Raw genomic sequence first — 18,109 nt, 5'->3', positions numbered from 1 at the left:
TGTGGCCGGCCCCTCAGTCCGCCGAGGCGGTCCAGCCCAGCGCCTCGATCCGGGCCGCGTCCGCATGCCTGTTCTCGTCGAAGACCGTGCGGCCGCCGCTCTCGACCCGGACCGCGTCCACGTACGCCCCGCGCCCGACGTACAACTGGTCCGTGGTGTAACGCCAGCGCAGCCGGACCTCCTTGCCGCGCCACGGGGCGAGGTCGGCGTCCAGCCGGTGCCAGATCCGGCCGGACCAGCCGGAGACCGACCCGGCCGGATGCGGTTCGGGCGCCGGACGGCCGTGCCCGGCCCGCGGTGCGGTGGTGAACGGCACCGGCCGCCAGGTCGTTCCGCCGTCCGCTGAGGCCTCCAGGAAGAGGAAGTCGGAGCCGGGCTCGGTGTCCCACCACAGGGCACAGCGCAGCCGGGCCGTCCGGGACGCGGCGAGACGCAGTGCGGGCAGGGTGAGGGTGGCGGTGGCGGCGCTCGCCATGCCCGAGAACCACGCCGTGCGTCCGGTGGTGGGACGGACCGCGACGGCCCGTGCCATCCGGTTGGCGGTCGCGACGCGCGGCGCGCTGCCGGAACGCCAGTTCCGCACCGGGTGCACCGAGTTGCCGAGGACGATCAGGAACGAGTCGGTGGTCGGGTCCAGGACCAGGCTGGTGCCGGTGAAGCCGGTGTGTCCGGCCGTGCGCGGTGTCGCCATCGCGCCCATGTACCAGTGCTGGTAGAGCTCGAAACCGAGACCGTGCGCGTCACCGGGGAACGCGGTGTTGAAGTCGGTGAACAGCAGGTCCACCGATTCCTCGGAGAGGATCCTGGCGCGGCCGTAGACCCCTCCGTTGAGCAGGGTGCGGGCGAGGACCGCGAGGTCCCAGGCGCAGGAGAAGACCCCGGCGTGTCCCGCCACTCCGTCCAGGCTGTACGCGTTCTCGTCGTGCACCTCGCCCCACACCAGTCCGCGGTCCAGGCCGGACCACGGGGCGCGGGCGTCCTCCGTCGCCGCGATCTTCGGCTTCCAGGAGGCCGGCGGGTTGTACCGGGTGCGGTGCATCCCGAGCGGAGCGGTGATCTCCTCGCGGAGCAGGACGTCCTGGGCGCGGCCGGTGATCTTCTCCAGCACCAGTTGCAGCGAGATCAGATTGAGGTCGGAGTAGAGGTAGACCGTGCCGGGCGGACTGGCCGGCGCCTCCTTCCACAGCAGTTCCAGCTTCCCCTCCCGGCCCGGGGCGTCGTACAGCGGGATCCAGGACCGGAACCCCGATGTGTGGGTGAGCAGTTGCCGGATCGTGATGTCCTGCTTGCCGCCACCGGCGAAATCGGGCAGGTACGAGGCGACCCTCGCCTCCAGCTCCAGCGTCCCGCGCTCGATCTGCTGCACGGCGAGGATCGAGGTGAACAGCTTGGACACCGAGGCCAGGTCGAAGACGGTGTCCTCGGCCATGGCGATCTGCCGCTCCGGCGGGAACTCCACCCCGGTGTCGGTCTTCTCGTCGTACGCGGCGTAGCGGACGGCCTTGCCGACCGGGCGGTGCAGGGCGACCGTGCCGCCCCGGCCGGCCAGCAGCACCGCACCCGCGTACCAGGGGTGTTCGGGGGAGGGGGCGAGGTACTTCTCCGCGTCGGCCACCAGGTGGTCCAGGTGTTCGCCCAACAGCCCCGCCCGGGCCGCGGATCCGCGCCGCAGCGTCGGCCGGGACCGCCCGGACGCCGTCTCCGCTCCCACTTCCGCGCCTCTTCCCGCCGAACCCGTCCCCGGTTCCGTGGCCGACGCCTGCCCCGCGAAGGGGAGCGGTGCCAGGGCGAGTGCCCCGCCCAGGGCCAGCATGCCACCGCCCAGCCCACGTCGGCTGATCCCTCTGCCGCCCGTCGCGTCCTCGGTCATCCGGAACCCCTTCCCACCGTGCGAAAGTAATTTTCGAAATCACGTCCGATGATGAAACTTCTTTCCGCCGCAGAGATTACTGTCACCGCCGCCGCCGGGGAGGACTCCGGCCGCACAAAGAATCTGACACTGCATCAGAAAACCTCTTCCCTCGGTGGTCCGGCTGCGGCATCCTGCGCCCCATGGAGACGGAGCTGAGCAAGAAACTGGGAGTCGAGCACGCCATCTTCGGCTTCACGCCCTTCCCGGCGGTGGCCGCCGCCATCACCCGGGCCGGCGGATTCGGCGTGCTCGGCGCGGTCCGCTACACCGCCCCCGACGACCTCGCGCGCGACCTCGACTGGATGCAGAAGCACACCGACGGCAAGCCGTACGGCCTCGACGTCGTCATGCCCGCCACGAAGGTGGAAGGGGTGACCGAGGACGACATCGAGGCGATGATCCCGGCCGGACACCGTCAGTTCGTCCGGGACACCCTGGCCGAGCACGGCGTACCGGAGCTCGACGAGGGCGAGGCATCCGGCTGGCGCATCACCGGCTGGATGGAGGACGTCGCCCGCAACCAGCTCGACGTCGCCTTCGACCACCCCATCAAACTCCTCGCCAACGCGCTGGGATCACCTCCCGCCGACGTCGTCGACCGCGCCCACGACCGGGGCGTCCCCGTCGCCGCGCTCGCCGGCAGCGCCCGGCACGCCCGCCACCACGCCGACGCGGGCATCGACATCGTCGTCGCCCAGGGCTACGAGGCGGGCGGCCACACCGGCGAGATCGCCTCCATGGTCCTGGTCCCGGACGTGGTCGACGCGGTGGGACCGCTCCCGGTCCTCGCCGCGGGCGGCATCGGATCGGGCGAACAGATCGCCGCCGGACTCGCCCTGGGCGCCCAGGGCGTCTGGCTCGGCTCGCTCTGGCTGACCACGACGGAGGCCGACCTGCACTCCCGTGCGCTGACCCGAAAACTCCTCGCCGCGGGCTCCGGCGACACGGTCCGCTCCCGCGCCCTCACCGGCAAGCCCGCCCGCCAGCTGCGCACCGGGTGGACCGACGCCTGGGACGATCCGTCGGGCCCCGGCACCCTGCCCATGCCGCTCCAGGGGCTGCTGGTCGCCGAGGCGGTGTCCCGCATCCAGAAGTACGAGACCGGAGCACTGCTCGGCACCCCGGTCGGCCAGATCGTCGGCCGGATGAACAGCGAACGCCCTGTACAAGCCGTCTTCGACGACCTGACCCGGGGGTTCGAACGCGCCGTGGAACGGATCAACCGCATCGCCGGACGGAGCGTCTCATGACACAGCCCCCCAACGGATTCTGGGCCCAGGCCGCCGCCGACCCCGACCGCACGGTACTGACCGCGCCCGACGGCGAGGACTGGACGGCCGGACGACTCCACGCGGCGGCCAACCGCCTGGTCCACGGACTGCGCGCCGCCGGACTGCGCCGCGGCGACGCCTTCGCGGTCGTCCTGCCCAACGGTGTCGAGTTCTTCACCGCCTACCTCGCCGCCGCCCAGGCGGGCCTCTACCTCGTCCCCGTCAACCACCACTTCGTCGGCCCCGAGATCGCCTGGATCGTCTCCGACTCCGGAGCCAAGGTCCTCATCGCCCACGAGCGGTTCGCCGCGGCGGCGATCGCCGCCGCCGACGAAGCCGGGTTCCCGGCCGCGCACCGCTACGCCGTCGGCACGGTCGACGGCTTCCGGCCGTACGCCGACCTGCTCGACGGACAGCCCGGCACCCCGCCCGAGAACCGCACCCTCGGCTGGGTCATGAACTACACCTCCGGCACCACCGGCCGACCGCGCGGCATCCGCCGCCCGTTGCCCGGCCGGCTCCCCGAGGAGAGCCACCTCGGCGGCTTCCTCGGCATCTTCGGCATCAAACCCTTCGCCGACAACGTCCACCTGGTCTGCTCGCCGCTGTACCACACGGCCGTCCTCCAGTTCGCGGGCGCGTCGCTGCACATCGGCCACCGGCTCGTCCTGATGGACAAATGGGAACCCGAGGAGATGCTGCGGCTCATCGACACCCACCGGTGCACCCACACGCACATGGTCCCCACCCAGTTCCACCGTCTGCTCGCCCTCCCCGACGAGGTGAAGCGGCGCCACGACGTCACGGCCATGCGCCACGCCGTCCACGGCGCCGCGCCCTGCCCGGACCACGTCAAACGCGCCATGATCGAGTGGTGGGGCGGATGCGTCGAGGAGTACTACGCGGCGAGCGAGGGCGGCGGCGCCTTCGCCACCGCCGAGGACTGGCTGAAGAAGCCGGGCACCGTCGGCAGGGCCTGGCCGATCAGCGAACTCGCCGTGTTCGACGACGACGGCAACCGCCTGCCGCCCGGTGAACTCGGCACCGTCTACATGCGGATGAGCACCGGCGGCTTCCGTTACCACAAGGACGAGGCCAAGACGGCGAAGAACCGGATCGGCGACTTCTTCACCGTGGGCGACCTCGGCATCCTCGACGAGGACGGTTACCTCTTCCTCCGCGACCGCAAGATCGACATGATCATCTCCGGTGGCGTCAACATCTACCCCGCCGAGATCGAGGGCGTCCTGCTCGGCCACCCCGCGGTCGCGGACGCGGCGGTCTTCGGCATCCCCCACCCCGACTGGGGCGAAGCGGTCAAAGCCGTCGTCGAACCGGCACCGGGCCATGAGGCGGGGGACACCCTCGCCGCCGGGATCCTGCGCCACTGCGAGAACCGCCTCGCCGGATACAAGCTCCCCCGGAGCATCGACTTCATCGAGGAGATGCCCCGCGATCCCAACGGCAAGCTGTACAAACGGCGGCTGCGCGAGCCGTACTGGGAGGACCGGCCGGGCGCCGTGTGACGCACCGGCGAGGAGACCGCGCGCACGACCGTGTCGCGGCGGGACCGGCCCTTGCCGATTCGCCGCCGTCCACGGAATCATGACGGCCCAGGCGTCGTCCGGCCGTTCGACGGCGCAGACGTCGACAGAGCCGACAGAGTTCCGGGAGAACCATGGTCATCGCCCTCGTCTACTTCGTTGCCTCCACGGGCGCGGCCGTGGCCTACGGCAGGGCCCTGGACCGGCAGCTTGAGGCCCCCCGGCTGCGGGCCGCCTGGGCGGAGGGCCTCACCGCCGAGGCCCGGTGCACACGGTTGCGCACCGAGGAGATCCAGGACGTCGAGGGGGTCCCGATCGTCCAGACCCATCCGACCCTGGAGTTCCGCACGGCCGACGGACGGACCGTCGCCTTCGAGGAACGGCAGGCACGCCTCTCCCTGGCCGAGGGCGATCTCCAGACGGTGTACTACAGCGCCCGGAACCCCGAGGACGCGACGACCCGCGCCCCCTCGTTCGGCCTGCGTCACGTCAAGGTCCTGGTCGCCGCGGTGGGCGGCGTGGTCGCCGCCGTCACGGCGACCGCCCTCGCCGCATTCCTCTGACGGGGCCCCGGCACCACCGCTCCGTTCCCTCCGCCGGACCGGGCCGGCGTCGCGCCCCTTGACCACCGGTGCCCGGCCGCACAGGATCACGCCATGACAGGTGTACGGAGCAGCACAGTCGACGGTGTCGTGGCCCGCAGCGCCCGCCGCACCCCCGGGCGCACCGCCGTCCGGTACGGGCAGCGGTCCTGGAGCTACGCCGAACTTGACGCGGTGGTGAGCACGGCGGCGGCCGTCCTCACCACCGAGCACCGGCTGCACCCCGGCGACCGGGTCGCCTCCTACGCGCACAACTCGGACGCGTACCTGATCGGCTTCCTCGCCTGCGCCCGCGCGGGCCTGGTCCACGTGCCGGTCAACCAGAACCTCATCGGCGACGACCTCGCGTATCTCCTCGACCAGTCAGGCAGCGCCCTCGTCCTCACCGACCCGGACCTCGCCGACCGGGTGCCGGGCCGCTTCGCCGTGCGCGCGCTGCGCGACGCACCCGGATCCCTCCTCGACGCCCTCGCCACCCCGCGCCCGTTCGTCCCGGAACACGAGCCGTCCGCCGGACACCTCGTCCAACTGCTCTACACCTCGGGCACCACCGCGCTCCCCAAGGGCGCGATGATGACCCACGGCGCGTTCGTCCACGAGTACGTCAGCGCCATCACGGCGCTCGACCTGCGCGCCGACGACCGGCCCGTCCACTCGCTGCCGCTGTACCACTCGGCGCAGATGCACGTCTTCCTGCTGCCCTATCTGGCGGTCGGCGCGTCGAACACCATCCTCGACACACCCGACGTGGACCGGCTCCTCGACCTGATCGAGACGGGACGGGCCGACAGCGTCTTCGCCCCGCCGACCGTCTGGATCGGCATCTCCCAGCACCCCGGATTCACCACCCGGGACCTCTCCGGCCTGCGCAAGGCGTACTACGGCGCCTCGATCATGCCCGTGCCCGTCCTGGAACGACTCCGCGACCGGCTGCCCGGACTCGCGTTCCACAACTGCTTCGGACAGAGCGAGATCGGGCCGCTCGCCACCGTCCTCGGACCCGACGAGCACGAGGGCCGGATGGACTCCTGCGGCAGACCCGTGCTGTTCGTCGAGGCCAGGGTCGTCGACGAGGACGGCAAGGAGGTGCCCGACGGCACGGCAGGTGAAGTCGTCTACCGCTCGCCCCAGTTGTGCGAGGGCTACTGGGACAAGCCGGAGGAGACCGCGGAGGCGTTCCGGGACGGCTGGTTCCACTCCGGCGACCTGGCCGTGCGCGACGCGGAGGGCTTCCTCACGGTCGTCGACCGGGTGAAGGACGTCATCAACTCGGGCGGTGTCCTCGTCGCCTCCCGCCAGGTCGAGGACGCCCTCTACACCCACCCGGCGGTCGCCGAGGTCGCCGTCGTGGGGCTGCCCGACGAGCGCTGGATCGAGGCGGTGACCGCCGTGGTCGTGCTGCGCGGCGAGACGACGGAGGCCGAACTCCTCGCCCACGCGCGAGAACGGCTCGCCCGCTTCAAGGCCCCCAAACGGGTCCTGTTCGTGGACGGGCTGCCGCGCAACGCCAGCGGGAAGATCCTCAAGCGGGAGCTGCGCGACCGGTTCGCGTAGTGCCGCGACCAGTGCCGTGCGGTTCCCGGGGCGGCCACGATGCCCCGGGAACCGTACGGTGGCGCCTACCGCCCGCCGCGCTCGTCCACGATCCGCCGGAACTTCCCGACCGAGCGCTCCAGCGTCTCGGGATCGACGATCTCGACCCCGACCGACACCCCGATCCGGTCCCTCACCGCGGCGACGATCGACGACGCGGCGGCCACCCGCTGCTCCGGTGCGGCATCCGCCCGCGCCTCCGCCCGTACGGTCAGGGCGTCCAGGCGGCCCTCGCGGGTCAGCCGCAACTGGAAGTGCGGCGCCACTCCCGGGGTGCCCAGCACGATCTCCTCGATCTGCGTCGGGAAGAGGTTCACCCCGCGCAGGATCACCAGGTCGTCGCTGCGCCCGGTCACCTTCTCCATCCGCCGGAACACCCGCGCGGTGCCCGGCAGCAGCCGGGTGAGGTCCCTCGTCCGGTAGCGGACCACCGGCATCGCCTCCTTGGTGAGCGAGGTGAGGACCAGCTCGCCCTCCTCGCCGTCCGGCAGGACCTCCCCGGTGACCGGGTCGACGACCTCGGGATAGAAGTGGTCCTCCCAGACGTGCAGCCCGTCCTTGGTCTCCACGCACTCCTGCGCGACGCCCGGCCCCATCACCTCCGACAGCCCGTAGATGTCGACCGCGTCGATCGCGAACCGCTCCTCGATCTCGCGCCGCATCTCCTCGGTCCACGGCTCGGCGCCGAAGATCCCGACCTTCAGCGACGTGGACCGGGGATCGACACCCCGGCGCTCGAACTCGTCGAGGAGGGTCAGCATGTACGACGGCGTCACCATGATGATCTCGGGCCGGAAGTCCTGGATCAGCTGCACCTGACGCCCCGTCATTCCTCCGGAGGCGGGGATCACCGTGCAGCCGAGCCGCTCCGCCCCGTAGTGCGCCCCCAGGCCACCGGTGAACAGGCCGTACCCGTAGGCCACGTGGACCTTCTGCCCGGGGCGGCCCCCGGCGGCGCGGATCGAGCGGGCCACCACATCCGCCCAGGTGTCCAGATCCCGCCGCGTGTAGCCGACGACGGTCGGGCGGCCCGTCGTCCCGCTGGACGCGTGGATCCTGGCCACCCGCTCCTCGGGCACGGCGAACATGCCGAAGGGGTAGTTGTCCCGAAGATGCGCCTTGGTCGTGAAGGGGAAACGCGCCAGGCCGGCGAGCGAGCGGCAGTCGTCCGGGCGCAGTCCGGCCGCGTCGAACGCCGCCCGGTAGTGACCGACGTTCTCGTACGCGTGGCGCAGCGTGGTCCGCAACCTCTCCAGCTGGAGCGCCTCCAGCTCGTCCCGGCCCAGTCGTTCCGCCGAGTCCAGCAGAGCCGTCATCCGGATCTCCCTCTTCCGAGCAGGCGACCGATCATTCGGTCGATCTTTCGGGAGAAGTAATGCAGGATGTTCCGGCCCGTGGCAAGAGGGGCGACGCGGCGGGTTCGCCTCGCCCCTCCCGCGGTACGTCCGGGCTGGACGTACCGCGTCGGCCGGGGAGCGCCCCGGCCCGGTCAGGACCGGTGCAGCAGCGAGGTCAGGACCTCCTGGAGCGTGCTCTCCGGATCCGCGGCGGGACCCGTCGACCGCCAGGCCACGAAGGCGTCGGGGCGTACCAGCACGGCTCCCTCGGGGGTCGTGCCGTGGGCCCCGGCCCAGTCGGCCCCGCCCTCGGGCTCCAGATCGGCCCCCGGGCCGAAGCCGTACACCCGCAGCCGGACCGACAGGCGCGCGGCGACCCGCTCGGCCGCCCGCCGCCAGACCGTGTCCGTGCCGTCGACGAGCAGGACGAGCGTGCTCTCGTACAGATCCAGCGTCGACTTGCGCACACCTGCCTGACGTACCCACAGATGCGGCGCGCGACTGCCGGGCCGGCCGTCCAGCTCCATCCTCTCCGGCACCACCGGCTGGTCCGGGTCGGCGCCCAGCACCGCGCCCCGGACGTAGCGGTAGCCCAGCGCCACGGTGAGCATGCCGCCCTGTCTGCCGCCGCCGCCCGCGCCCGGGGCCGGGGAGTATCCGGGGTGGCTGTGCTCGCTCGACCGGGCCGAGGCGCGCGCGCTCGTCGCCCGCGCCACCGGCAGCCGCTCCGCCTCGTAGGTGTCCAGCAGCCCGGGACCCGCCTCGCCCCTCAGCACGGCGGCGAGCTTCCAGGCGAGGTTGTGCGCGTCCTGGATGCCGGTGTTGGAACCGAACGCGCCGGTGGGTGACATCTCGTGCGCCGAGTCCCCGGCGAGGAACACTCTTCTGGACCCGTACCGCTGTGCCACCCGTTCGGCCGCGTGCCACGGCGCCCTCCCGGTGATCTCGACGTCGATGTCCGGAGCGCCGACCGCCGCACGGATGTGCCCGGCGCACCGCTCGTCGGTGAAGTCATCGAGCATTTCACCGAGTTGGGGCTGCCACGGGGCGTGGAACACCCACTCCTTCTCGTTGTCGACCGGCAGCAGGGCACCGTCCGCCGCGGGGTTGGTCAGGTAGCAGACGATGAAACGGCGGTCGCCCAGGACCTCGGCGAGCCGCCGTGAACGGAAGGTGATGCTGACGTTGTGGAAGAGATCGCCGGGACCGGTCCGGCCGATGCGCAACTGCTCACGGATCGGGCTGCGCGCCCCGTCCGCCGCGACGAGGTAGTCCGCCCGGACACTGATGTGCTCACCGGTCTCCCGGCTCTTGAGAGCCGCGTCCACCCCCGAGGCGTCCTGGTCGAAGCTCTGCAACTCGGTGCGGAAGCGCAGGTCACCGCCCTGCTCGCGGGCAAGGTCCAGCAGCACGGGCTCCAGGTCGTTCTGACTGCACAGGCACCACCCGGTCGGGCTGAAGCGGGCGAGACCGCCCCCCGGGTCGATCTCCTTGAACAGCCACTCCTGGTCGTCGCCGGTCAGCGAGCCCGCTTGCAGAATGCCGTGATTGTCGGCAAGCACCGACGCAGCCGCCCGGATGCCCGGCTCGGCGCCCGCCGTGCGGAACACCTCCATCGTGCGCACGTTGTTGCCCCGGCCACGCGGATGCGTCGAGGTGGACCGGTGCTTCTCGACCAGCAGGTGCTCGATGCCGAGCCGGCCGAGGAAGAGTGACGTGGACAGGCCCACCAGGGAGCCGCCCACGATGAGGACAGGTACGCGGATGTCGACGTTCTCGTTCATCAGTTGCTCCAGCTCGGACGCCGTTCGGTTGCCTGACGCTGTGTCCGGAAGCAGGGTTCCGGGGGGAAGCTCGCGGCGTCCGGCGCGGCGCCTCGCGGGGCGGGGAGCCACCCTCGTACGAGACACGCACTCGGGCGATGCGACAACGCGGCGAGGTGTCGTGCCGGGAGTCGCGAGCCGGTGAGGTCTTCCGGTCGCAGCACTAGTTCCATGCCCTCGTCGCAGGGGTTCGGACGGCCGCTCACCTGAACGGTTCATAAATCTCGCGCCACCCGGACCAGCGTTTCACGATCGGTCACGGAGACGATGCCCGCCGTGACGAGGGCGGCCCGCTCACATCCGCCGGGAGAGTCCCCGCTCCGAATCCACTCGCCAACCGACGGTGGACGGCATGCCCTCCGCGCTGCCCACCACACCGTCTCGAAGGAGACCGAATGATGACCAGCACCCTCTCGGAACGGATCTCCCAGTCCGCGTTCGACGGGTCCAGGCTGCGGGTCGTGCTGCTGCTGGACCTGTACGACGGTGCCCAGAAGGAGTTCCTGGAGGCGTACGAACACATGCGCAGCCAGGTGGCGTCCGTCCCCGGGCACATCAGCGACCAGCTGTGCCAGTCCATCGAGAACCCCTCGCAGTGGCTGATCACCAGCGAGTGGGAGAGCGCCCCGCCGTTCCTCGCCTGGGTGAACAGCGAGGAGCACGTGGCGACGGTCCAGCCGCTGCACAACTGCGTGCGCGACACCCGTTCGCTGCGCTTCAGCGTCCTGCGGGAGACCGGAAAGGCGTTCGAGGCGGCGCCCGAGACGGTCAAGGGGAAGCTTCAGGCGTCCCCCCGCCTGGGTGACGGGGTGGTGCGCCACGCGCTCACGTTCACCGTCCAGCCCGGCAGCGAGGACATCGTGGCCAAGATCCTCGCCGATTACGAGTCCCCGAACGCGCGTGTCGACGAGGACACCCGTTTGCGCCGCACCTCGCTCTTCATGCACGGAAACCGCGTCGTGCGGGCCGTCGAGGTCGAGGGCGACCTCCTCGCGGCCCTGCGCCACGTCGCCAGGCAGCCCGAGGTCCGGGCCGTCGAAGAGGCCATCAACCCGTATCTGGAGCAGGACCGGGACCTCAGCGACCCGGACTCCGCGCGGATGTTCTTCACCCGGGCGGCGCTCCCGACCGTCCACCACGTCAGCGCGGGCCGGCACAAGGCCGAGGACGTACATCGGCGCGCGCTCTTCTACCAGGCGAAGGAGGGCTGCGGCATGGCACTCGCCCGGCTGCTCGCCGCGCACGACGAGGAGGCGGCCGACGACCCGGCGAGCATCATCGACAGCAGCACCATCTTCCAGCGCGACGACGTCGTGGTCCGCCTCCTCGAAGCGGCCGGACCCATCGGCGCGCACCCCGCCCAGGCGGTCGGCATCGACGGCCCCGGCAAGCTCGCCCGGCTCGGACGTCTCCTCGACGGTGCCGCGAACGCCGTCCCCACCGACGACGGTCTGATCCCGGACTTCCTCGGAAGGGCCGAGATGACCCTGATCACCGATCGGCGGGCCTCGGAGTCCTGACCCGGGCATCCGCGCCCCCTGGGGGGTTCTCGCTCGACCCGTCACTACAACGCGCAATGTGCCAGGAGGAAAGCAGACATGACCACGCACCGGCCACGCATCGTGGACCTCAGCGAGACGCAGCCCAACCGCAGGCGCGGGGGAGACCTCCGCGCCATGCTCACCCCGACGGCGGTGGGAGCCACGAGCGGCTTCATGGGGCTGGCCATCGTCCAGCCCGGCGACCGCATCGGCGAGCACTACCACCCGTACTCCGAGGAGTTCGTGTACGTCGTCGACGGCCTGCTGGAGGTGGACCTGGACGACGAGCCGTACCGGATGCGGCCCGACCAGGGGCTGCTGATCCCTCCCCACGTACGTCACAGGTTCCGCAACGTCGGTGATGTCGAGGCACGCATGGTCTTCCATCTCGGCCCGCTCGCCCCGCGCCCGGAACTCGGCCACGTCGACACCGAACACACCGGGTCCGCCGAGCGCGTCATGCCGCCGGAGCGGACGGAGGCCCCCTCATGACCCGACGCGTGGCGGTCACCGGCGTCGGTGTCGTCGCGCCCGGTGGCATCGGCGCACCGGCCTTCTGGGACCTTCTCGCGAACGGAAGGACCGCGACCCGCGGCATCACGCTCTTCGACCCCACCGGCTTCCGCTCCCGCATCGCCGCCGAGTGCGACTTCGACCCGGTGGCGCACGGGCTGGACGCCGACCAGGTCGCCCGGGCGGACCGCTACGTCCAGTTCGCGATGGTGGCCGCCCGGGAGGCCCTCGCCGACGCCGGGTTCGACCCGGAGAAGGAGGACCCCTGGCGCGTGGGGGTGTCGCTGGGCACCGCGGTCGGCGGCACCACCCGGCTGGAGCACGACTACGTCGCCGTCAGCGCCGGCGGAGCCCGCTGGGACGTCGACCACCGGCCCGCCGGTCCCCATCTGGAACGCGCCTTCTCGCCCAGCACCCTGGCCTCCGCGGTCGCCGAACAGGTGGGCGCGCACGGACCGGTGCAGACCGTGTCCACGGGCTGCACCTCCGGCCTCGACGCCATCGGCTACGCCTTCCAGACCATCGAGGAGGGCCGCGCTGACGTCTGCGTCGCCGGGGCGTCCGACTCGCCGATCACCCCGATCACCGTGGCGTGCTTCGACGCGATCAAGGCCACCTCGCCCAACAACGACGACCCGGAGCACGCCTCCCGGCCGTTCGACGCCCGTCGTGACGGGTTCGTCATGGGCGAGGGCGGCGCGGTGCTCGTCCTGGAGGAGCTGGAGCACGCCCGGGCCCGCGGCGCGACCGTGTACTGCGAGATCACCGGCTACGCCACGTTCGGCAACGCCTACCACATGACCGGGCTGACCCCCGAGGGGCTGGAGATGGCCGAGGCGATCGACCGCGCACTCGGCCACGCCCGTCTCGACGGCTCGCAGATCGACTACGTCAACGCGCACGGTTCGGGCACCAAGCAGAACGACCGGCACGAGACGGCCGCCGTGAAGCGGGCGCTGGGCGCGCACGCCCACGAAGTGCCGATGAGCTCGATCAAATCCATGGTCGGCCACTCGCTGGGGGCGATCGGGGCGATAGAGATCGCCGCCTGCGTGCTCGCCCTGGTCCACCAGACGGTGCCGCCGACGGCCAACTACGAGACCCCGGACCCGGAGTGCGACCTCGACTACGTGCCGCGCACCGCCCGTCCGCTGAAGCTGCGCAACGTCCTCTCGGTCGGAAGCGGCTTCGGCGGATTCCAGTCCGCGGTGGCCCTGAGCCGAACAGGTGGGAGGACACCATGAGAACCCGCAGAACGCGGCGCACCGTCGTCACCGGCATCGGTGTCGTCGCCCCCAACGGAACCGGCACCGAGGCGTTCTGGAAACGGACCCACGAAGGGATCAGCGTCCTGGACCGGGTCACCCGCGAGGGGTGCGAGCACCTTCCGCTGCGGGTCGCGGGCGAGGTACGGGGCTTCGAGGCGGCCGAGCTGATCGAGGAGCGCTTCGTCGTCCAGACCGACCGGTTCACCCACTTCGCGATGGCCGCCGCGGACATCGCGCTGGACGACGCCCGGCTGGGCCGCGCCGACTACGAGGACGCGCCGTTCGACGTCGGTGTGGTGACCGCGGCCGGTTCCGGCGGCGGCGAGTTCGGTCAGCGTGAACTCCAACGCCTGTGGGGGCAGGGGCCCACCTACGTGGGTCCGTACCAGTCCATCGCCTGGTTCTACGCCGCCAGCACCGGCCAGATCTCGATCCGCGGCGGCTTCAAGGGGCCGTGCGCGGTCGTGGCCAGCGACGAGGCGGGCGGTCTGGACGCGCTGGCACACGCCGCCCGTTCGATCCGCGGCGGGGCCGAGGCGGTGGTGGTCGGCGCGGCCGAGGCCCCGCTGGCGCCCTACTCGGTGGTCTGCCAGCTCGGCTACGCCGACCTGAGCACCCGCGACGAACCGAACCGCGCCTACCTGCCGTTCACCTCCGACGCCTGCGGCTTCGTCCCGGCCGAGGGCGGCGCCATGCTGGTGGTCGAGGAGGAGCAGTCGGCCCGTCGGCGCGGGGCCCGGGTCCGGGCCGAAGTCGCCGGGCACGCCGCCACCTTCACCGGCGCGGCCCGTTGGGAGGAGTCCCGCGAGGGACTCGCCCAGGCGATCATCGGCGCGCTGCGCGAGGCCGACTGCGCACCGGACGAGATCGATGTCGTCTTCGCGGACGCGCTCGGCGTACCGGCCGCCGACCGGGCCGAGGCACTCGCCATCGCCGACGCGCTCGGCGCGCACGGCCGGCAGGTCCCGGTGACGGCGCCCAAGTCCGGTACCGGCCGCGCCTACTGCGGAGCACCGGTGCTGGACGCGGCCGCCGCCGTGCTCTCCATGGAGAACGCCCTGATACCGCCCACGCCGAACGTCTACGAGGTCTGCCACGACCTCGACGTCGTCACCGGCAGCGCCCGCCCCGCCGAGCTGCGGACGGCGCTGGTGCTCAGCCGCGGGCTCATGGGCTCGAACGCGGCGATGGTGCTGCGGGCCTCCACCGACACCCCCTCGTGAGAAGGAGAAGTACTCATGTCCGACCGACTGACCTATGCCGAACTCGCCGCTCTGATGAAGAAGGGCGCCGGGCTCACCGTGGACCCGCGCGAGATGGAACAGCGCCCCGGGATCGCCTTCGACGAGTTCGGCCTCGACTCGCTGGGCCTCCTCGGCATCGTCGGCGTGCTGGAGAACCGGCACGGCAGGGCGCTGCCGACCGACGCCGACCGCTGCAAGACCCCACGGGAATTCCTCGACCTCGTCAACAACAGCCTCATGCAAGGAGCCTGACGTGCCCGGACACACCGAGAACGAGATCACCATCGCCGCGCCCCTGGACCTGGTCTGGGACGTGACGAACGACCTGGAGAACTGGCCGGACCTGTTCAGCGAGTACGCCGCGGTCGAGATCGTCGAACGCGACGGCGACCGGACGAAGTTCCGCCTGACCATGCACCCCGACGAGAACGACAAGGTCTGGAGCTGGGTCTCCGAGCGCACCGTCGACCGTGCCGCCCGCACGGTCCGCGCCCGTCGGGTCGAGCCGGGCCCGTTCCAGCACATGGACATCCGATGGGAGTACTCGGAGGTCCCCGGCGGCACGAGGATGCACTGGACCCAGGACTTCGCGATGCGGCCCGACGCGCCCGTCGACGACGCGTGGATGACCGACAACATCAACCGCAACTCCAAGGTCCAGATGGGACTCATCCGGGACAAGATCGAGCAGCGTGCCCGCGGGCGCCGCACCGCCTCGGTGTCAGCCGGCTGACCCCGGCCCCGCCCTCCCCGCACACACACGGCCCGGCACCCGGTCACGACCCGGGTGCCGGGCCGGGACCGAGAAAGGCCCGCAACGATGCACCACGCCCTGATCGTCGCCCGGATGGCGCCCGGCTCGGCACCGGACATCGCCGACCTGTTCGCCGCCTCCGACAGCACCGAACTGCCGCACCTCGTCGGCGTCACCCGGCGCAAGCTCTTCCAGTTCGGCGACGTCTACCTGCATCTCATCGAGTCGGAGCGCCCGCCCGGCCCCGAGATCGCCAAGGTGACGCGGCATCCGGAGTTCAAGGCCATCAGCGACAGGCTCAGCACCTATGTGAGCGCGTACGACCCGGAGACCTGGCGCAGCCCCAAGGACGCCATGGCCCACGAGTTCTACCGGTGGGAACGGGAGAGCGCCGGGTAGCCCCGCGCGGACCGAACGGGGGAGCGCCCCGGGTCCGGCCGAACGGCCGGACCCGGGGCACTCCCCCGTTCGCGCGGCTGGCTCAGCCCGGCACCACGCACTCGAAGGCGTGCAGGTAGGCGTTGACCGGCACGATCCTGTCGATCGTCAGACCGGCGCCGGAGATCCGGCCGACCAGACTCTCCGTGGTGTGCTTCGCACCGCCGACGTTGAGGAGCAGCAGCAGGTCCATCGCGGTGGTGAACCGCATCGAGGGGCTGTCGTCGACGAGGTTCTCGATGACGACGACCCGGGCCCCGGGGCGGGCCGCGGCGACCACGTTGCGCAGGGTCCGGCGCGTGCTGTCGTCGTCCCACTCCAGGATGTTCTTGATGATGTACAGGTCGGCCTCGACGGGGATGGCCTCGCGGCAGTCCCCGGCCACGATCCGGGTGCGGCCGACGAGCGCCCCCTCGTCCCGCAGCCGGGCGTCGGCGCGCGCCACCACGCCCGGAAGGTCCATCAGGGTGCCGCGGAGCGAGGGGTGCTTCTCCAGCAGACTCGCCAGGACGTGACCCTGGCCGCCGCCGATGTCGGCGACGCGGGACACCCCGGTGAGGTCGAGGAGTTCGGCGACGTCCAGCGCGGACTGCACGCTGGAGGTGGTCATGGCCCGGTTGAAGATCTGCGCCGACTCATGGGCGTCCTGGTGCAGGTAGTCGAAGAAGCCCTTGCCGTGCACGTCCGGGAAGACGCTGCGGCCGGTGCGCACCGCTTCGTCGAGACGGGGCCACACCTCCCAGGTCCAGGGCTCCGTGCACCACAGCGAGATGTCGCGCAGGCTGTGCGGGTCGTCCTCGCGCAGCAGCCGGGACATCTCGGTGTGGACGAAGCGTCCGTCCGGTGTCTCGGCGAAGATCCCGCAGCAGGACAGTGCGCGCAGCAGCCTGCGCAGCGGCGCCGGTTCGGTTCCCACCAGCGTCGCGAGCTCCTGCGCGTCCGCGGGTGTGTCGCCCAGCGCGTCGGCGACGCCGAGGCGGGCCGCGGCGCGCACGGCGGCGGCCCGGGCCGCCCCGAAGACGATCTCGCGCAGCTGCATGGCCGGCTGCGGGGTCGCCACGGGATGCGGGACGGCGGCGTGGACGGTGGTCGAGGCGGGGGTGGGGGCGGGGGTGGAACTCACAGTGGTCATGCTGAATCGCTTCTCCTCGTGCGGGTGCGCCGGTCAGCACATCCCGGCCGGTGCGGACCTCGCGCAGACGTTGGTGGTGAAGGTGTTGCTCTTGCCGGTGGTGCCCTTGCCGGGGTCGCCGTCGGCGAGGTCGGCGGGCTTGTTGCCGAGCGTGACGTTGCCGCTGACGGTGTTGCCGGTGTTCTTCGCGCCCACGAAGCTCTTGAACAGCACGACGCCGCCGGACATCGGCGTGGCGCCCACGTTGTCGGTGATCGTGTTCGCCCGCACCTGGGTGTCGACGGTGCCGGTCAGTACGATGCCGGCGCCCTGGATGGCGGGCAGCCGTTCCGTCTTGGCGCAGTACTTGTTGTTCGCGGTGATCCGGTTCGCCCGGATCGTCATGGCTCCGGCCTGCGGCTTCCCCTCGTCGCCCACCACGAACACACCACTGCAGTTCCCGGTGAACGTGTTGTCGTGGACCAAGAGGTTCCTGACGCGTCTGGCGGTGAAGCCTATGCGGTTGTCCGTCAGTGTGTTCTCCCGCAGCTCGGTGCCCCGGGTGTCGGTGGCGCCGCCCTCCTCGTCGACGGAGTTGGCGACGAAGATGCCCGCGTCGCCGTTGGCGCGTGCGGTGTTGCCCGTGAACGAGCCCCGGGTGGAGCGTTCCTGGGCGATGCCCCAGACACCGTTGTGGTCGGCGGTCACGCGTCGCACGGACAACCGGTCCGTCCAGGACGCCCACACACCGTGCTTCCGGAAGCCGGAGACGGTCAGCGAGTCGACGGTCACGTTGTCGACGGTCCGGCCGGACCGTCCCAGGACGCAGATGCCGCTGCCGGCCTTCGCGCAGCCGTCGGCGGCCGCGCCCGGCGCCTGCTTGTCGGGCGGACGGATGACGGTCCGGTCGCCGTGGCCGCGCAGGGTGAGCCCGGGCTTGGTGATCAGGACCGTCTCCCGGTACGTGCCGGGCTGGACGACGACGGTGTCACCCGGCGCCGCCGCGTCCACCGCCTTCTGGATCGACTGGCCCGGCCGCACCACATGGGGGCTCGTGGCCGAGGCGGAGGGTATGGACGCCCCGAGTCCCGCGGTCGAGAGGACCGCGACCGGGACCAGGGCCTTGAGGTGTCGGTTTCTCATGTGCCGAAGCTATGG

16 protein-coding genes are annotated in these 18,109 nt (G+C 71.5%); 11 read left to right on the top strand and 5 right to left on the bottom strand.

Features of this window, described 5'->3' with window-relative positions; all coding sequences use genetic code 11:
* Positions 1-13: 13 nt before the first annotated feature.
* Positions 14-1,870 carry a serine hydrolase gene (locus ACF1CT_RS16630; RefSeq protein ID WP_391784555.1) on the bottom strand — a complete coding sequence of 619 codons (1,857 nt, stop codon included), beginning with the start codon at positions 1,868-1,870 and terminating at the stop codon, positions 14-16.
* Positions 1,871-2,052: 182 nt separating this feature from the next.
* Between ACF1CT_RS16630 and ACF1CT_RS16625 the strand changes: the two genes are divergently transcribed.
* The 4 genes from ACF1CT_RS16625 (at position 2,053) to ACF1CT_RS16610 (ending at position 6,883) form a co-directional block, all read left to right on the top strand.
* Positions 2,053-3,162: an NAD(P)H-dependent flavin oxidoreductase gene (locus ACF1CT_RS16625; protein ID WP_391784554.1), complete on the top strand. Its 1,110-nt coding sequence runs from the start codon at positions 2,053-2,055 to the stop codon at positions 3,160-3,162.
* On the top strand, positions 3,159-4,709 hold the full coding sequence (locus tag ACF1CT_RS16620; protein ID WP_391784553.1) for an acyl-CoA synthetase: 1,551 nt from the start codon (positions 3,159-3,161) through the stop codon (positions 4,707-4,709). Before ACF1CT_RS16625 ends, ACF1CT_RS16620 begins: the two co-directional genes overlap by 4 nt.
* A gap of 152 nt (positions 4,710-4,861) precedes the next feature.
* Positions 4,862-5,290 carry a DUF3592 domain-containing protein gene (locus ACF1CT_RS16615; RefSeq protein ID WP_391784552.1) on the top strand — a complete coding sequence of 143 codons (429 nt, stop codon included), beginning with the start codon at positions 4,862-4,864 and terminating at the stop codon, positions 5,288-5,290.
* A gap of 93 nt (positions 5,291-5,383) precedes the next feature.
* On the top strand, positions 5,384-6,883 hold the full coding sequence (locus ACF1CT_RS16610; protein WP_391784551.1) for an acyl-CoA synthetase: 1,500 nt from the start codon (positions 5,384-5,386) through the stop codon (positions 6,881-6,883).
* Between the two features lie 65 nt (positions 6,884-6,948).
* Here the strand turns inward: ACF1CT_RS16610 and paaK are convergent, their stop codons facing one another.
* Together paaK and ACF1CT_RS16600 are read right to left on the bottom strand one after the other, a co-directional pair.
* Positions 6,949-8,238, bottom strand: a complete 1,290-nt coding sequence (gene paaK / locus ACF1CT_RS16605; RefSeq protein WP_391784550.1) for a phenylacetate--CoA ligase PaaK — start codon at positions 8,236-8,238, stop codon at positions 6,949-6,951.
* Positions 8,239-8,411: 173 nt separating this feature from the next.
* Entirely contained in the window at positions 8,412-10,043 is a 1,632-nt protein-coding gene (locus ACF1CT_RS16600) for an FAD-dependent oxidoreductase (protein ID WP_391784549.1), read from the bottom strand.
* Positions 10,044-10,480: 437 nt separating this feature from the next.
* On the opposite strand from ACF1CT_RS16600, the gene ACF1CT_RS16595 reads away from it, so the two are divergent.
* The 7 genes from ACF1CT_RS16595 to ACF1CT_RS16565 all read left to right on the top strand — a co-directional run bounded on the left by ACF1CT_RS16595 (position 10,481) and on the right by ACF1CT_RS16565 (position 15,801).
* A complete protein-coding gene (locus ACF1CT_RS16595; RefSeq protein ID WP_391784754.1) occupies positions 10,481-11,602 on the top strand; it encodes a SchA/CurD-like domain-containing protein in 1,122 nt (373 codons plus the stop codon).
* Between the two features lie 78 nt (positions 11,603-11,680).
* On the top strand, positions 11,681-12,115 hold the full coding sequence (locus ACF1CT_RS16590; protein ID WP_391784548.1) for a cupin domain-containing protein: 435 nt from the start codon (positions 11,681-11,683) through the stop codon (positions 12,113-12,115).
* Entirely contained in the window at positions 12,112-13,380 is a 1,269-nt protein-coding gene (locus ACF1CT_RS16585) for a beta-ketoacyl-[acyl-carrier-protein] synthase family protein (protein ID WP_391784547.1), read from the top strand. Before ACF1CT_RS16590 ends, ACF1CT_RS16585 begins: the two co-directional genes overlap by 4 nt.
* On the top strand, positions 13,377-14,627 hold the full coding sequence (locus tag ACF1CT_RS16580) for a beta-ketoacyl synthase N-terminal-like domain-containing protein (protein WP_391784546.1): 1,251 nt from the start codon (positions 13,377-13,379) through the stop codon (positions 14,625-14,627). The genes ACF1CT_RS16585 and ACF1CT_RS16580 overlap by 4 nt, the downstream gene beginning before the upstream one ends.
* A 15-nt stretch (positions 14,628-14,642) precedes the next feature.
* Positions 14,643-14,900, top strand: a complete 258-nt coding sequence (locus ACF1CT_RS16575; protein ID WP_391784545.1) for an acyl carrier protein — start codon at positions 14,643-14,645, stop codon at positions 14,898-14,900.
* Between the two features lies 1 nt (position 14,901).
* The gene (locus tag ACF1CT_RS16570; protein ID WP_391784544.1) at positions 14,902-15,381 is read left to right on the top strand and encodes an SRPBCC family protein; all 480 of its coding nucleotides are present in this window, start codon (positions 14,902-14,904) and stop codon (positions 15,379-15,381) included.
* An 87-nt stretch (positions 15,382-15,468) separates the two neighbouring features.
* Positions 15,469-15,801: a TcmI family type II polyketide cyclase gene (locus tag ACF1CT_RS16565; protein WP_391784543.1), complete on the top strand. Its 333-nt coding sequence runs from the start codon at positions 15,469-15,471 to the stop codon at positions 15,799-15,801.
* Positions 15,802-15,883: 82 nt separating this feature from the next.
* Here ACF1CT_RS16565 and ACF1CT_RS16560 read toward each other — a convergent pair whose 3' ends face one another.
* Complete coding sequence (locus ACF1CT_RS16560; protein ID WP_391784542.1) at positions 15,884-16,972, bottom strand: methyltransferase; 1,089 nt, start codon at positions 16,970-16,972, stop codon at positions 15,884-15,886.
* 33 nt (positions 16,973-17,005) lie between these two features.
* On the bottom strand, positions 17,006-18,094 hold the full coding sequence (locus ACF1CT_RS16555) for a nitrous oxide reductase family maturation protein NosD (protein ID WP_391784541.1): 1,089 nt from the start codon (positions 18,092-18,094) through the stop codon (positions 17,006-17,008).
* Positions 18,095-18,109 lie beyond the last annotated feature (15 nt).

The sequence above is a fragment of the Streptomyces sp. NPDC014734 genome, from assembly GCF_043083325.1.
Taxonomy (GTDB): Bacteria; Actinomycetota; Actinomycetes; order Streptomycetales; family Streptomycetaceae; genus Streptomyces.
The sequence above is the reverse complement of the archived record's forward strand: the minus strand, read 5'-3'. Positions and strand labels throughout refer to the sequence as shown.

Bases quoted from the DNA above. Each gene is read 5' to 3' on its own strand.
- ACF1CT_RS16585 (WP_391784547.1), top strand. From the start codon at position 12,112: ATGACCCGACGCGTGGCGGTCACCGGCGTCGGTGTCGTCGCGCCCGGT.
- ACF1CT_RS16610 (WP_391784551.1), top strand. From the start codon at position 5,384: ATGACAGGTGTACGGAGCAGCACAGTCGACGGTGTCGTGGCCCGCAGC.
- ACF1CT_RS16560 (WP_391784542.1), bottom strand. From the start codon at position 16,972: ATGACCACTGTGAGTTCCACCCCCGCCCCCACCCCCGCCTCGACCACC.
- ACF1CT_RS16615 (WP_391784552.1), top strand. From the start codon at position 4,862: ATGGTCATCGCCCTCGTCTACTTCGTTGCCTCCACGGGCGCGGCCGTG.
- ACF1CT_RS16625 (WP_391784554.1), top strand. From the start codon at position 2,053: ATGGAGACGGAGCTGAGCAAGAAACTGGGAGTCGAGCACGCCATCTTC.
- paaK (WP_391784550.1), bottom strand. From the start codon at position 8,238: ATGACGGCTCTGCTGGACTCGGCGGAACGACTGGGCCGGGACGAGCTG.
- ACF1CT_RS16565 (WP_391784543.1), top strand. From the start codon at position 15,469: ATGCACCACGCCCTGATCGTCGCCCGGATGGCGCCCGGCTCGGCACCG.
- ACF1CT_RS16580 (WP_391784546.1), top strand. From the start codon at position 13,377: ATGAGAACCCGCAGAACGCGGCGCACCGTCGTCACCGGCATCGGTGTC.
- ACF1CT_RS16590 (WP_391784548.1), top strand. From the start codon at position 11,681: ATGACCACGCACCGGCCACGCATCGTGGACCTCAGCGAGACGCAGCCC.
- ACF1CT_RS16630 (WP_391784555.1), bottom strand. From the start codon at position 1,870: ATGACCGAGGACGCGACGGGCGGCAGAGGGATCAGCCGACGTGGGCTG.
- ACF1CT_RS16600 (WP_391784549.1), bottom strand. From the start codon at position 10,043: ATGAACGAGAACGTCGACATCCGCGTACCTGTCCTCATCGTGGGCGGC.
- ACF1CT_RS16575 (WP_391784545.1), top strand. From the start codon at position 14,643: ATGTCCGACCGACTGACCTATGCCGAACTCGCCGCTCTGATGAAGAAG.
- ACF1CT_RS16595 (WP_391784754.1), top strand. From the start codon at position 10,481: ATGACCAGCACCCTCTCGGAACGGATCTCCCAGTCCGCGTTCGACGGG.
- ACF1CT_RS16555 (WP_391784541.1), bottom strand. From the start codon at position 18,094: ATGAGAAACCGACACCTCAAGGCCCTGGTCCCGGTCGCGGTCCTCTCG.
- ACF1CT_RS16620 (WP_391784553.1), top strand. From the start codon at position 3,159: ATGACACAGCCCCCCAACGGATTCTGGGCCCAGGCCGCCGCCGACCCC.